Source organism: Fredinandcohnia onubensis, assembly GCF_002734215.1.
Classification (GTDB): Bacteria; Bacillota; Bacilli; order Bacillales; family Bacillaceae_L; genus Ferdinandcohnia; species Ferdinandcohnia onubensis.
In genome coordinates, this window is the sequence record NZ_NSEB01000028.1 from 26,128 (window position 1) to 40,537 (window position 14,410).

Below are 14,410 nucleotides of genomic sequence, written 5' to 3' on the forward strand. Positions count from 1 at the left end.
TTGCTAGATGTTAATAATTTTGAATACATGAGCATTGGCCTCGCTTCTCCAGATAAGATCCGTTCATGGTCTTTCGGTGAAGTGAAGAAGCCAGAAACAATTAACTATCGTACATTAAAACCAGAAAAAGATGGGTTATTCTGTGAACGAATCTTTGGTCCACAAAAGGACTGGGAATGTCACTGTGGTAAATATAAACGTGTTCGCTACAAAGGTGTAGTCTGTGATCGATGCGGCGTAGAAGTTACTCGTGCAAAAGTTCGTCGTGAACGCATGGGGCATATTGAACTTGCAGCACCTGTATCACATATTTGGTACTTTAAAGGAATTCCAAGCCGAATGGGACTTGTCTTAGACATGTCCCCTCGGGCTCTTGAAGAAGTAATTTACTTTGCTTCTTACGTTGTAACAGAAACCGGAGATACTCCTTTAGATAAAAAGCAATTGCTTTCTGAAAAGGAATATCGTGCATACCGTGAAAAATACGGGAACACATTCCACGCTGCAATGGGAGCTGAAGCGATTAAAAAGCTTCTACTCGATATCGATCTAGAAAAAGAAGTAGACGGCTTAAAAGAAGAGTTGAAAACTTCTCAAGGACAAAGAAGAACTCGTGCAATTAAGCGACTTGAGGTACTAGAGGCATTCCGTAACTCAGGCAATGAGCCTTCATGGATGATTCTTGATGTACTACCAGTTATTCCTCCTGAACTACGACCAATGGTTCAGCTTGATGGTGGTCGTTTTGCTACTTCAGATTTAAACGACTTATACCGTCGTGTAATTAACCGTAACAATCGCTTAAAGCGTCTTTTAGATTTAGGCGCACCAAGCATCATTGTTCAGAATGAAAAGCGCATGCTTCAAGAAGCGGTTGATGCACTTATTGACAACGGACGTCGTGGCAGACCTGTTACAGGACCTGGTAACCGTCCACTAAAATCACTTTCACACATGTTGAAAGGTAAGCAAGGTCGTTTCCGTCAAAACCTATTAGGTAAACGTGTTGACTATTCTGGTCGTTCCGTAATTGTTGTAGGTCCGAACCTTAAGATGTATCAATGTGGTCTACCAAAGGAAATGGCGTTAGAACTATTCAAACCATTTGTGATGAAAGAGCTAGTTGAAAAAGGGCTTGCTCATAACATAAAGAGTGCGAAAAGAAAGATTGAACGTGTGCAACCTGAAGTTTGGGATGTGCTTGAGTCAGTAATTAAGGAGCATCCGGTCCTCTTAAACCGTGCCCCTACATTACACCGTTTAGGTATTCAAGCATTTGAACCTACATTAGTTGAAGGACGCGCAATCCGTCTTCACCCACTCGTATGTACTGCATATAATGCAGACTTTGACGGTGACCAAATGGCGGTTCACGTACCACTTTCTTCTGAGGCGCAAGCTGAAGCAAGACTATTAATGTTGGCAGCACAAAACATTCTAAATCCGAAAGATGGAAAGCCAGTAGTTACACCATCGCAGGACATGGTATTAGGTAACTATTACTTAACTATGGAGCGTCCTGGCGCTGTCGGAGAAGGAATGATTTTCAAGGACACAAATGAAGCTATTCTAGCTTATCAGAATGGATATGCGCATCTTCATACAAGAGTTGCGGTACATGCTAGTTCCTTAAAGAACCCAACATTTACAGAAGAACAAAATAGTATGTTGCTAATGACAACAGTAGGTAAGTTGATTTTTAATGAGATTTTACCAAGATCATTCCCATATATTAACGAACCTACAAAAACAAACTTAGAAGAGAAAACACCTGAAAAGTATTTCGTTCCTAAGGGTGCAAATGTTAAAGAACTAATTCAAAGTCAAGAACAGATAGATCCGTTCAAGAAGAAAATACTCGGTAATATTATTGCTGAGATCTTTAAACGTTTTAAAATTACTGAAACCTCTAAAATGCTTGATCGCATGAAGGATCTTGGATTTAAGTATTCAACAAAAGCTGGTATTACTGTTGGTGTAGCAGATATTGTTGTATTAGCTGAAAAAGAAGAGATTTTAGCGCAAGCTCAAGCAAAGGTTGATAACGTATTAAAACAATTTAGACGTGGTTTAATTACAGAAGATGAGCGTTATGACCGTGTTATCTCAATCTGGAGTGCGGCGAAAGATACCATTCAAGGCAAGCTAATGGCTTCACTTGATAAGCGAAACCCAATCTTCATGATGAGTGATTCTGGTGCCCGTGGTAACGCATCTAACTTTACACAGTTAGCTGGTATGCGTGGACTTATGGCGAACCCGGCTGGTCGTATCATTGAACTTCCAATTAAATCTAGTTTCCGTGAAGGTTTAACAGTATTAGAGTACTTCATTTCTACGCACGGTGCTCGTAAAGGTCTTGCAGATACTGCCCTTAAGACAGCTGACTCTGGTTACCTAACAAGACGTCTAGTTGACGTAGCTCAAGACGTAATTGTACGTGAGGACGACTGTGGTACAGATCGCGGCTTACTTGTTAGATCGTTAAAAGAGGGAACAGAAGTTATCGAACCTCTCGAAGAGCGCCTCGATGGCCGTTATGCGAGAAAGAAAGTTGTTCACCCTGAAACAAATGAAGTGTTAGTAGCAGAAAACGAACTAATAACAGAAGATATCGCAAAGATAATTGTTGATGCTGGTGTCGAAGAAGTTACAATTCGCTCTGCGTTCACATGTAACACACGCCACGGCGTATGTAAAAAATGTTATGGCCGTAACCTAGCAACTGGATCAGAGGTTGAAGTTGGTGAAGCAGTTGGTATCATCGCTGCTCAATCAATCGGTGAACCAGGAACTCAGCTTACAATGCGTACATTCCATACTGGTGGGGTTGCAGGAGACGATATAACTCAAGGTTTACCTCGTATTCAAGAATTATTTGAAGCGAGAAATCCAAAAGGTCAAGCCGTTATTACAGAAATCAACGGTGTTGTTACCGCAGTTAATGAAATAAAAGACAGACAGCAAGAAGTTGTAATCCAAGGTGACGTTGAATCTCGTTCTTACACTGCACCATATGGCGCTCGCTTGAAGGTCGCTGAAGGTCAACAAGTTGAGAGTGGTCAGGTGTTAACTGAAGGTTCTGTTGATCCAAAAGAATTATTAAAGGTTACTAATACTACTGCTGTTCAGGAATACCTCTTAAAAGAAGTTCAAAAAGTATATCGTATGCAGGGTGTTGAAATTGGTGATAAACACGTCGAAGTGATGGTAAGACAAATGCTTCGTAAGGTTAGAGTTACTGATGCGGGTGAAACAGATGTATTACCAGGTTCATTACTTGATATACATCAATTCACGGATGCTAACACGAAAGTATTACTTGAAGGTAAAGCTCCTGCTACTGGTAGACCGGTACTTCTAGGTATTACTAAAGCATCGCTAGAAACTGATTCATTCCTATCTGCTGCGTCATTCCAGGAGACAACTCGTGTCCTAACTGATGCTGCAATTAAAGGGAAACGTGATGAGTTACTAGGGCTAAAAGAGAATGTAATTATTGGGAAACTTGTTCCTGCAGGTACAGGTATGAATCGTTATCGACGAGCAGAACCAGTAGTTGTAGAGCAACAAGAAGACACTGTTGGTGTTGAATAAAGGTTAAAAGAGCATATCTAAGATAGTGGATGTCTACTACGAGCCTAAATAATTTTATTTACTTGTAGTTGACATCCTTCTCTTAGGGTGTTAATATATCTAAGGTGCTCCTTAATCCTGTTGCTTTGGAGGATATTTTAGATGTCTTATGAAAAAGTATCACAGGCAAAGAAGATAATTATAGGTACTAAGCAGGCAGTAAAGGCTATTCAAACCGATAAGGTAACGGAGATAGTTGTGGCAGAAGATGCCGATCGGCGTGTGATCAACAAAGTATTACAATTAGCCGAGGCACAACAAATTCCAATATCAAAGGTAGATTCGATGAAAAGGCTAGGTAAAGCTTGTGGAATCGAAGTAGGAGCTTCTGCTGTTGCGATAATTAATTAAAAACTGTTTTTGTGGAGAAGTGAATCTACAAGAACTTTGTTTTTTGTAAAAAGATGAACCACCTGGATATGTGGTCTTGATGAAAGAAGAAGGGAGGAAACAAATAATGCCTACTATTAACCAATTAATTCGTAAGGGTCGCGAAAGCAAAGTTCAAAAATCCGACTCTCCAGCATTAAATAAAGGTTACAACAGCTTCAAAAAGTCACAAACTAATGCTACTTCACCTCAAAAGCGTGGTGTTTGTACACGTGTTGGTACTATGACTCCTAAGAAGCCGAACTCAGCACTTCGTAAGTATGCTCGTGTACGTTTAACTAACGGAATTGAGGTTACTGCTTACATCCCAGGAATTGGTCACAACTTACAAGAGCACAGTGTTGTACTAATTCGTGGTGGACGTGTTAAGGACTTACCGGGGGTACGTTATCACATCGTTCGTGGTGCACTTGACACTGCTGGTGTTAATAACCGTGCGCAAAGTCGTTCTAAATATGGTACTAAGAGACCAAAAGCTGCTAAGAAATAATAGACTAACACATTTATGACCGAAAGGAGGAAATATCAATGCCTCGTAAAGGACCTATTACTAAAAGAGATGTATTACCAGATCCAATTTACAATTCAAAGCTTGTAACTCGTTTAATCAACAAAATGATGGTTGATGGAAAAAGAGGTAAATCTCAAGCGATTTTATATAATGCGTTTGATTTAGTTCAACAACGTTCAGGTAAAGATGCAATGGAAGTGTTTGAACAGGCACTTAAAAACATTATGCCTGTCCTAGAAGTAAGAGCACGTCGTGTAGGTGGTGCAAACTATCAAGTTCCTGTTGAAGTTCGCCCGGATCGTCGTTCTACTTTAGGATTACGTTGGTTAGTAAACTACGCTCGTCTTCGTGGTGAAAAAACAATGGAAGAGCGTTTAGCTAACGAGATTCTTGATGCAGCCAACAACTCTGGTGCATCTGTTAAGAAACGTGAAGATACTCACAAAATGGCAGAAGCAAACAAAGCATTTGCTCACTATCGTTGGTAATAATTTGATTCAGCTTTTTGCTGAATTAAATTATAACTACGAAGAAAGCTATTAAACTAAACAGCTCTGTTAAGTTGATTAACAGAGCCGTTCTTACAATAAAAAATTATACTTAACATTAGGAAGGAGAAAGACCCAAATGGCAAGAGAGTTCTCCTTAGAAAAGACTCGTAATATTGGTATCATGGCTCACATTGATGCTGGTAAAACAACAACAACTGAGCGTATCCTTTATTATACTGGTAAAATCCATAAAATCGGTGAAACACATGAAGGTGCTTCTCAAATGGACTGGATGGAGCAAGAACAAGAACGTGGTATTACGATCACTTCTGCAGCTACAACTGCATCTTGGAAGAATCACCGCGTTAACATCATCGACACTCCAGGACACGTAGACTTCACAGTTGAGGTTGAACGTTCACTTCGTGTACTTGATGGTGCAGTAACAGTTCTTGATGCACAGTCAGGTGTTGAGCCACAAACAGAAACAGTTTGGAGACAGGCTACTACTTATGGTGTTCCACGTATTGTATTCGTAAACAAAATGGACAAGATTGGTGCTGACTTCCTATACTCTGTAGGCACATTACACGATCGTCTACAAGCGAATGCACACCCGATTCAATTACCAATTGGTGCAGAAGATCAATTCAGAGGTATCATTGACCTCGTTGAAATGAATGCAACGTTATATGGTAATGACTTGGGTACTGATATCGAAGTAGTTGAAATTCCTGAGGAATTTCAAGACCTAGCAAATGAATATCGCGAAAAGCTTGTAGAAGCGGTAGCGGAATTAGATGAAGAATTGATGGAAAGATATCTTGGTGGAGAAGAAATCTCTAACGAGGAATTACGTGCAGCTATTCGTACAGCTACACTTAAGGTAGAATTCTACCCAGTAACATGTGGTACAGCATTCAAAAACAAAGGTGTTCAAAAAGTACTTGATGCGGTTATCGATTATCTACCAGCTCCAACAGATGTTGCATCTATTCAAGGTCACCTTCCAGAAACAGGTGAAGAAGTTGAACGTCATTCTGATGACAGCGAGCCATTCTCTGCTCTTGCGTTTAAAGTAATGACTGACCCATATGTTGGTAAATTAACTTTCTTCCGTGTATATTCAGGAACATTAAATTCTGGTTCATATGTACAAAACTCAACTAAAGGGAAGCGTGAACGTATCGGACGTATCCTTCAAATGCATGCGAATAGCCGTGCGGAAATCTCAACTGTTTATGCAGGGGACATCGCTGCAGCTGTAGGTTTAAAAGATACAACAACTGGTGATACATTATGTGATGAGAAAGAATTAGTAATTCTTGAATCTATGACATTCCCAGAACCAGTTATTCAACTTTCTGTTGAGCCAAAATCAAAAGCTGACCAAGACAAAATGTCTACAGCTTTACAAAAGCTTCAAGAAGAGGATCCGACATTTAGAGCACATACTGACCAAGAAACAGGTCAAACGATTATTGCAGGTATGGGTGAGTTACACTTAGACATCCTAGTAGATCGTATGAAGCGTGAGTTCAAAGTAGAAGCCAATGTTGGTGCACCACAAGTTGCGTATCGTGAAACTTTCCGTCAATCTGCACAGGTTGAAGGTAAATTCGCTCGTCAATCTGGTGGACGTGGACAATACGGTCACGTTTGGATTGAATTCTCACCAAACGAAGAAGGTAAAGGTTTCGAATTTGAAAACGGAATTGTTGGTGGGGTAGTTCCACGTGAATACATCCCTGCTGTACAAGCTGGTCTAGAAGACGCTCTAGATAGAGGGGTTCTAGCTGGTTATCCATTGGTTGATATTAAAGCTAGACTTTATGATGGTTCATACCATGATGTTGACTCAAGTGAAATGGCGTTTAAAATTGCCGCATCTATGGCACTTAAGAACGCTGCATCAAAATGTCAGCCTGTAATTCTTGAGCCTGTTATGAGGGTTGAAGTTGTTATTCCTGAGGAATACATGGGAGACATTATGGGTGGTATCACTTCTCGTCGTGGACGTGTTGAAGGTATGGAAGCACGCGGTAATGCGCAAGTAGTACGTTCGATGGTTCCACTATCTGAAATGTTTGGATATGCTACTTCTTTACGTTCTAACACACAAGGTCGTGGGGTATTCACAATGCACTTCGATCATTATGAAGAAGTACCAAAATCAATTTCTGAAGAAATTATCAAAAAAAATAAAGGTGAATAATTGATTTTCGCCTTTACATCAAGTATAACTACTTATGTAGGCTCTGAAAGTGGGACTAACCCACTTTCGGGATATCATACTTACTATAAAAATAACTAATACTTAAGGAGGCTTTTCAAATGGGAAAAGAGAAATTTGACCGTTCGAAACCACATGCTAATATTGGTACAATTGGACACGTTGACCATGGTAAAACAACTTTAACAGCAGCTATCACTTCTGTTCTTGCTAAAAGAAGCGGAAAAGGTACTGCAATGGGCTATGACCAAATCGATGGAGCGCCTGAAGAGCGTGAGCGTGGAATCACAATCTCAACTTCACACGTTGAGTATGAAACTGACAACCGTCACTATGCACACGTTGACTGCCCAGGACACGCTGACTATGTTAAGAACATGATCACTGGTGCTGCTCAAATGGATGGTGGGATCCTAGTAGTATCTGCTGCTGATGGCCCAATGCCACAAACTCGTGAACACATCCTTCTTTCTCGTCAAGTAGGTGTTCCATACCTAGTAGTATTCATGAACAAATGTGATATGGTTGACGATGAAGAATTATTAGAATTAGTAGAAATGGAAGTACGTGACCTTCTTTCTGAATATGAATTCCCTGGTGACGACATTCCTGTAATCAAAGGTTCTGCTCTAAAAGCTCTTGAAGGAGAAGCTGAGTGGGAAGAAAAAATCATCGAATTAATGGCGGCTGTTGACGAGTACGTTCCAACTCCAACTCGTGACACTGAAAAGCCATTCATGATGCCAGTTGAGGATGTATTCTCAATCACTGGTCGTGGTACAGTTGCTACAGGTCGTGTTGAGCGTGGACAAGTTAAAGTTGGTGATGTAGTTGAAATCATCGGTTTAACTGAAGAACCAAAATCAACTACTGTAACAGGTGTTGAAATGTTCCGTAAGCTTCTTGACTATGCTGAAGCTGGTGATAACATCGGTGCACTACTTCGTGGTGTTGCTCGTGAAGATATCCAACGTGGTCAAGTACTTGCTAAGCCAGGTACAATCAAGCCACACACTAAGTTTAAAGCAGAAGTTTATGTATTATCAAAAGAAGAAGGTGGACGTCACACTCCATTCTTCTCTAACTACCGTCCTCAGTTCTACTTCCGTACAACTGATGTAACTGGTATTTGTAACCTTCCAGAAGGTGTAGAAATGGTAATGCCTGGCGACAACATCGAAATGACTGTTGAACTAATCGCTCCAGTTGCAATCGAAGAAGGAACTAAGTTCTCTATTCGTGAAGGTGGACGTACAGTAGGCGCTGGCGTTGTTGCTACAATCCAAGAGTAATAATCCCAATATGTTTTCAAAACAGGCGGATCATACCGCCTGTTTTTTTATGAGATATTTTCTATATAGAATAGAAGAAAGATCACAATAAATTAGTTTCCAAAATCTAACGTAAAAATATATTAGGACTTTTGTTGAAATGTATACTGATGCTGTGTATAATTGAAAAAGTGCGAAAGACATGCATAAAACAAAGATTTATGTTGCATTTCGTATTTGGTTTCTGTATAATAGACAATGTTGGTCTTTGACTGCGATGATGTGGAAGGTTGCTGATACACCCGGCCGCTTTGCCATGGCGAGTGTAAGGAAATTTCCACGGAGAATGTCTATTTTAAAAGTAGGCGATAAAGGAGGGAAAATAATGGCAAAACAAAAAATTCGTATTCGTTTAAAAGCTTATGATCACAGAATTCTTGATCAATCTGCAGAAAAAATCGTAGAAACAGCAAAACGATCTGGGGCAGCTGTATCTGGTCCTATTCCACTTCCAACTGAGAAGTCTGTTTATACGATTCTTCGTGCTGTTCACAAGTATAAAGATTCTCGTGAACAATTCGAAATGCGTACACATAAACGCTTAATCGACATCGTTAACCCAACACCACAAACTGTTGATTCATTAATGCGTTTGGATTTACCATCTGGTGTTGACATTGAAATCAAACTTTAATTTTAAAATGAAATAAATTGTAAATATATTAGGAGGTGTGACTAATGACCAAAGGAATCTTAGGAAGAAAAATTGGTATGACTCAAGTTTTCGTAGGTAATGGTGAGCTTATCCCTGTAACTGTAATCGAAGCTGCTCCGAACGTAGTTCTTCAAAAGAAATCAGTTGAAACTGATGGCTATGAAGCAGTTCAAATCGGTTTTGACGATAAGAGAGAAAAGCTTTCAAACAAACCTGAAAAGGGTCATGCTGCAAAAGCAAACACTGCACCTAAGCGCTTCGTACGTGAATTACGTGGAGTTAACTTAGGTGAGTTTGAAGTTGGTCAGGAAGTCAAAGTTGATATCTTCGCAGAGGGAGATATTGTAGATGTAACAGGAATTTCAAAAGGTAAAGGATTCCAAGGTGCGATTAAGCGCCACGGACAATCTCGCGGACCTATGAGTCACGGTTCACGTTATCACCGTCGTCCTGGTTCAATGGGACCTGTAGCTCCAAACCGTGTATTCAAAAACAAACTTCTACCTGGTCGTATGGGTGGAGAACGTATCACAGTACAAAACTTAGAGATCGTGAAAGTAGATACAGAGCGTAATCTTCTTCTAGTAAAAGGTAATGTGCCTGGTGCGAGAAAATCTGTTATTACAGTAAAAAGTGCTGTAAAAGTAAAATAATTTGCTGGAAAGGAGGACATTTGAATGCCTAAAGTATCATTGTATAACCAATCTGGTTCAGCTGTAGGAGAAATTGAATTAAACGATTCTGTATTCGGTGTTGAACCAAACAAACAAGTATTATTCGATGCAGTAATTATGCAAAGAGCTTCCTTACGTCAAGGAACTCACAAAACAAAAATTCGTTCTGAAGTAGCTGGCGGAGGACGTAAACCATGGCGTCAAAAGGGTACTGGTCGTGCTCGTCAAGGTTCTATTCGTTCACCACAATGGCGTGGCGGTGGAACAGTATTTGGTCCAACTCCAAGAAGCTATAGCTATAAATTACCTAAAAAAGTACGCCGTTTAGCAATCAAATCAGCATTATCTACTAAGGTATTAGAGGAAAATATTCTAGTATTAGAAAATCTAGTATTAGAAACTCCTAAAACTAAAGAAATGGTTGCGGTACTGAAAGGATTAAACGTTGATCGTAAAGCGTTAATCGTAACTGCAGATGCAAATGAAGCAGTAGAACTTTCAGCACGTAATATTCCTGGAGTAACAGTTGTTGTTGCTAATGGAGTAAATGTTCTTGATGTTCTTAACCATGATAAGCTTGTGATTACTAAAGCTGCGGTGGAAAAAGTAGAGGAGGTGCTCGCATAATGAAAGATCCTCGTGATATTATTAAGAGCCCTGTTATTACTGAACGTTCATCAGACCTTATGGCTGAAAAAAAATACACATTTGATGTTGACGTGAAAGCTAATAAAACCGAAGTAAAAGATGCTATTCAGCAAATTTTCGGTGTGACAGTTGAAAAAGTAAACATCATGAACTACAAAGGTAAGTTCAAACGTGTAGGACGTTACAGTGGATATACAAATCGTCGCAGAAAAGCAATAGTTAAGTTAACTGCAGATAGCAAAGAAATCGAATTCTTTGAAGTTTAATTTTATAGAGAAGGAGGGAAATTGAGATGGCGATTAAAAAATATAAACCAACCTCTAACGGTCGTCGTGGTATGACAACATTAGACTTTGCTGAAATTACTACTGACAGACCAGAGAAATCGTTACTTGCGCCTTTACACAAAAAAGGTGGACGTAATAACCAAGGTAAAATCACAGTACGTCATCAAGCTGGCGGACACAAGCGTCAATATCGTGTGATTGACTTCAAACGCGATAAAGATGGTATACCAGGACGCGTTGCTACGATCGAATATGATCCAAACCGTTCAGCAAATATTGCTTTAATTAACTATGCAGATGGAGAAAAACGTTACATTCTTGCTCCTAAAAACCTACAAGTAGGTATGGAGGTGGTGTCAGGTTCAGACGCCGACATTAAAGTAGGTAACGCACTTCCATTAGTTAACATCCCAGTAGGTACAGTAATCCACAACATCGAATTAAAGCCTGGTAAAGGTGGACAATTAATTCGTTCAGCTGGAACTTCTGCACAAGTACTTGGTAAAGAAGGTAAATATGTTCTTGTTCGTTTAAATTCAGGTGAAGTTCGCATGATTCTAGCTACTTGCCGCGCGACAGTAGGTCAAGTAGGTAACGAACAACATGAACTAGTTAACATTGGTAAAGCAGGTCGTTCACGCTGGTTAGGTAAACGCCCAACAGTTCGTGGATCTGTAATGAACCCTAATGATCACCCACACGGTGGTGGTGAAGGTAAATCACCAATCGGACGTAAATCACCTATGACTCCATGGGGTAAACCAACTCTTGGATTCAAGACTCGTAAGAAGAAGAACAAATCAGATAAGTTTATCGTACGTCGTCGTAAAAAATAACGGGATTGTGCTACGGTTCATCGGAACCGTAGGTCAATCACGAAGGGAGGTTCACTTATGGGACGCAGTTTGAAAAAAGGACCTTTTGTAGATGATCACTTAATGAAAAAGGTAGAAAATCAAAATGGATCTGAGAAGAAACAAGTAATTAAAACTTGGTCACGTCGCTCAACGATTTTCCCTCAATTCATCGGTCATACAATTGCGGTATATGATGGTCGTAAACATGTACCAGTCTATGTTACTGAAGATATGGTAGGTCATAAACTTGGTGAATTCGCACCAAGCCGTACTTACAAAGGTCACGCAAATGACGATAAGAAAACAAGACGTTAATGAGAGGAGGATTATCTATGCAAGCTAAAGCTGTTGCGAGAACAGTTCGTATTGCTCCTCGTAAGGTTCGTTTAGTAGCAGATCTAATTCGAGGCAAGCAAGTAGGTGAAGCAATCGCGATCCTACGACACACACCAAAGGCTGCTTCTCCTGTTGTAGAAAAGGTATTAAATTCTGCGATTGCGAATGCAGAGCATAACTACGAAATGGACGCTAATAACCTAGTTATTACTGAAGCATATGTAAATGAAGGTCCAACATTAAAAAGATTCCGTCCAAGAGCTATGGGACGTGCAAGTCAGATTAATAAGCGTACTAGCCACATTACAATCGTGGTATCAGAAAAGAAGGAGGGATAAGTAGTGGGTCAAAAAGTTAATCCAGTCGGACTGCGTGTCGGCATCATTCGTGATTGGGAGTCAAAATGGTACGCAGGCAAAGACTATGCAGATTTATTACACGAAGACCTTAAAGTTCGCGAATACATCGCAAAGCGTTTAAGTGATGCTTCTGTATCAAAAATTGAAATCGAACGTGCAGCTAATCGTATTAACGTTACTGTCCATACTGCAAAACCAGGTATGGTTATTGGTAAAGGTGGTACGGAAGTTGAAGCACTTCGTAAAGCATTAAACCAATTAACTGGTAAGAGAGTACACATCAACATCCTTGAAATCAAGAGAGCTGATGTCGATGCAACTCTTGTAGCTGAAAATATTGCTCGTCAATTAGAAAATCGTGTTTCATTCCGTCGTGCACAAAAGCAAGCTATACAACGTGCTATGCGTGCTGGTGCTCAAGGTATTAAAACACAAACTTCAGGTCGTTTAGGCGGAGCTGATATCGCTCGTGCAGAACACTACAGTGAAGGTACAGTTCCACTTCATACACTTCGTGCAGATATCGACTATGGTACTGCAGAAGCTGATACAACTTATGGAAAGATCGGCGTAAAAGTATGGATCTATCGTGGAGAAGTCCTTCCTACTAAGAAGAAGACTGTGGAAGGAGGAAAATAATATGTTATTACCAAAACGTGTGAAATACCGCAGAGAACACCGTGGAAAGATGCGTGGTCAAGCAAAAGGTGGTACTGAAGTACATTTCGGAGAATACGGTTTACAAGCTCAAGAAGCATCTTGGATTACAAACCGTCAAATCGAAGCTGCTCGTATCGCAATGACACGTTATATGAAACGTGGCGGTAAAGTTTGGATTAAAATTTTCCCATCAAAACCATATACAGCAAAACCTCTTGAAGTACGTATGGGTTCCGGTAAAGGTGCTCCTGAAGGATGGGTAGCTGTTGTTAAGCCTGGAAAAGTTTTGTTTGAAATTGCTGGTGTATCTGAAGAGATCGCTCGTGAAGCTCTACGCCTAGCAGCTCATAAACTACCAGTTAAAACTAAGTTCGTAAAACGTGAAGAAATTGGTGGTGAATCAAATGAAAGCTAATGAAATTCGTGACCTTACCACTGCCGAAATAGAACAAAAAGTAAAATCATTAAAAGAAGAGTTATTTAACCTTCGCTTTCAATTAGCTACTGGCCAGCTTGAGAATACTGCACGTATTCGTGAAGTACGTAAATCAATCGCTCGTATGAAGACAGTAGTCCGCGAAAGAGAAATCGGTCGTAAATAATCGATAACCAGGAAGGAGGTCTACGATAGTGAGTGAACGTAACCAACGTAAAGTCTACACTGGACGTGTTGTATCTGACAAAATGGATAAAACAGTAACTGTTCTAGTAGAAACCTATAAGAAACATTCTCTTTACGGTAAACGCGTAAAGTATTCTAAAAAGTTCAAAGCACATGATGAAAACAATGTTGCAAAAATCGGCGACGTCGTTAGAATTATGGAGACACGCCCATTATCTGCTACAAAACGCTTCCGTCTTGTTGAAGTAGTAGAGAAAGCAGTTATTATCTAAATATATATTGTTCGGATCAATCAATAATCCGAAGGGAGGTTTCATGAATGATTCAACAAGAAACTCGTTTGAAAGTTGCTGACAATTCTGGAGCACGTGAAGTACTAACTATTAAAGTATTAGGTGGTTCAGGTCGTAAAACAGCAAATATCGGTGATGTTATCGTATGTACAGTAAAACAAGCAACACCAGGTGGCGTTGTCAAAAAAGGTGATGTTGTTAAAGCTGTAATCGTACGTACTAAACGTGGTGTACGTCGTAATGACGGTACTTACATCCGTTTTGATGAAAATGCCTGCGTTATTATCCGTGATGACAAGAGTCCACGTGGAACTCGTATCTTCGGTCCTGTGGCACGTGAATTACGTGATAGCAACTTTATGAAGATTGTTTCATTAGCTCCAGAAGTATTATAATTCGAAATCGATTAGCCTTTAAGGAGGTGCGA

The 14,410-nt window shown here is 40.0% G+C and carries 18 protein-coding genes; all 18 read left to right on the top strand.

Annotated elements, in window-relative coordinates:
* The 18 genes from rpoC to rplN all read left to right on the top strand — a co-directional run bounded on the left by rpoC (nucleotide 1) and on the right by rplN (nucleotide 14,378).
* Nucleotides 1-3,597 carry a DNA-directed RNA polymerase subunit beta' gene (rpoC, locus tag CKK03_RS22910; RefSeq protein ID WP_099364814.1) on the top strand — a complete coding sequence of 1,199 codons (3,597 nt, stop codon included), beginning with the start codon at nucleotides 1-3 and terminating at the stop codon, nucleotides 3,595-3,597.
* Between the two features lie 141 nt (nucleotides 3,598-3,738).
* Complete coding sequence (locus CKK03_RS22915) at nucleotides 3,739-3,987, top strand: 50S ribosomal protein L7ae-like protein (protein WP_099364815.1); 249 nt, start codon at nucleotides 3,739-3,741, stop codon at nucleotides 3,985-3,987.
* A 106-nt stretch (nucleotides 3,988-4,093) separates the two neighbouring features.
* Complete coding sequence (rpsL, locus tag CKK03_RS22920; protein ID WP_099364816.1) at nucleotides 4,094-4,516, top strand: 30S ribosomal protein S12; 423 nt, start codon at nucleotides 4,094-4,096, stop codon at nucleotides 4,514-4,516.
* Between the two features lie 38 nt (nucleotides 4,517-4,554).
* Nucleotides 4,555-5,025: a 30S ribosomal protein S7 gene (rpsG, locus tag CKK03_RS22925; protein WP_099364817.1), complete on the top strand. Its 471-nt coding sequence runs from the start codon at nucleotides 4,555-4,557 to the stop codon at nucleotides 5,023-5,025.
* Nucleotides 5,026-5,164: 139 nt separating this feature from the next.
* On the top strand, nucleotides 5,165-7,243 hold the full coding sequence (gene fusA, locus CKK03_RS22930; protein WP_099364818.1) for an elongation factor G: 2,079 nt from the start codon (nucleotides 5,165-5,167) through the stop codon (nucleotides 7,241-7,243).
* Between the two features lie 119 nt (nucleotides 7,244-7,362).
* Nucleotides 7,363-8,553, top strand: a complete 1,191-nt coding sequence (gene tuf / locus CKK03_RS22935; RefSeq protein WP_099364819.1) for an elongation factor Tu — start codon at nucleotides 7,363-7,365, stop codon at nucleotides 8,551-8,553.
* Nucleotides 8,554-8,917: 364 nt separating this feature from the next.
* On the top strand, nucleotides 8,918-9,226 hold the full coding sequence (rpsJ, locus tag CKK03_RS22940) for a 30S ribosomal protein S10 (protein WP_003354783.1): 309 nt from the start codon (nucleotides 8,918-8,920) through the stop codon (nucleotides 9,224-9,226).
* Between the two features lie 44 nt (nucleotides 9,227-9,270).
* Complete coding sequence (rplC, locus tag CKK03_RS22945; protein ID WP_099364820.1) at nucleotides 9,271-9,900, top strand: 50S ribosomal protein L3; 630 nt, start codon at nucleotides 9,271-9,273, stop codon at nucleotides 9,898-9,900.
* A gap of 24 nt (nucleotides 9,901-9,924) precedes the next feature.
* Nucleotides 9,925-10,548 carry a 50S ribosomal protein L4 gene (gene rplD, locus CKK03_RS22950; RefSeq protein ID WP_099364821.1) on the top strand — a complete coding sequence of 208 codons (624 nt, stop codon included), beginning with the start codon at nucleotides 9,925-9,927 and terminating at the stop codon, nucleotides 10,546-10,548.
* Complete coding sequence (gene rplW, locus CKK03_RS22955) at nucleotides 10,548-10,835, top strand: 50S ribosomal protein L23 (protein ID WP_099364822.1); 288 nt, start codon at nucleotides 10,548-10,550, stop codon at nucleotides 10,833-10,835. The genes rplD and rplW overlap by 1 nt, the downstream gene beginning before the upstream one ends.
* A 26-nt stretch (nucleotides 10,836-10,861) precedes the next feature.
* A complete protein-coding gene (gene rplB / locus CKK03_RS22960; RefSeq protein WP_099364823.1) occupies nucleotides 10,862-11,692 on the top strand; it encodes a 50S ribosomal protein L2 in 831 nt (276 codons plus the stop codon).
* Between the two features lie 57 nt (nucleotides 11,693-11,749).
* Nucleotides 11,750-12,028 carry a 30S ribosomal protein S19 gene (gene rpsS / locus CKK03_RS22965; protein WP_099352744.1) on the top strand — a complete coding sequence of 93 codons (279 nt, stop codon included), beginning with the start codon at nucleotides 11,750-11,752 and terminating at the stop codon, nucleotides 12,026-12,028.
* A 17-nt stretch (nucleotides 12,029-12,045) separates the two neighbouring features.
* The gene (gene rplV, locus CKK03_RS22970; protein WP_010285059.1) at nucleotides 12,046-12,387 is read left to right on the top strand and encodes a 50S ribosomal protein L22; all 342 of its coding nucleotides are present in this window, start codon (nucleotides 12,046-12,048) and stop codon (nucleotides 12,385-12,387) included.
* A 3-nt stretch (nucleotides 12,388-12,390) separates the two neighbouring features.
* A complete protein-coding gene (gene rpsC, locus CKK03_RS22975; RefSeq protein WP_099352745.1) occupies nucleotides 12,391-13,047 on the top strand; it encodes a 30S ribosomal protein S3 in 657 nt (218 codons plus the stop codon).
* Between the two features lies 1 nt (nucleotide 13,048).
* Nucleotides 13,049-13,483 (top strand): 50S ribosomal protein L16, encoded by a 435-nt coding sequence (rplP, locus tag CKK03_RS22980; protein WP_099364824.1) that lies wholly within the window; start codon nucleotides 13,049-13,051, stop codon nucleotides 13,481-13,483.
* Nucleotides 13,473-13,670, top strand: a complete 198-nt coding sequence (rpmC, locus tag CKK03_RS22985) for a 50S ribosomal protein L29 (protein WP_010285065.1) — start codon at nucleotides 13,473-13,475, stop codon at nucleotides 13,668-13,670. Before rplP ends, rpmC begins: the two co-directional genes overlap by 11 nt.
* Before the next feature lie 28 nt (nucleotides 13,671-13,698).
* Nucleotides 13,699-13,962, top strand: a complete 264-nt coding sequence (rpsQ, locus tag CKK03_RS22990) for a 30S ribosomal protein S17 (RefSeq protein ID WP_099352747.1) — start codon at nucleotides 13,699-13,701, stop codon at nucleotides 13,960-13,962.
* 47 nt (nucleotides 13,963-14,009) lie between these two features.
* The gene (gene rplN / locus CKK03_RS22995) at nucleotides 14,010-14,378 is read left to right on the top strand and encodes a 50S ribosomal protein L14 (protein ID WP_058000134.1); all 369 of its coding nucleotides are present in this window, start codon (nucleotides 14,010-14,012) and stop codon (nucleotides 14,376-14,378) included.
* Nucleotides 14,379-14,410: the final 32 nt, after the last annotated feature.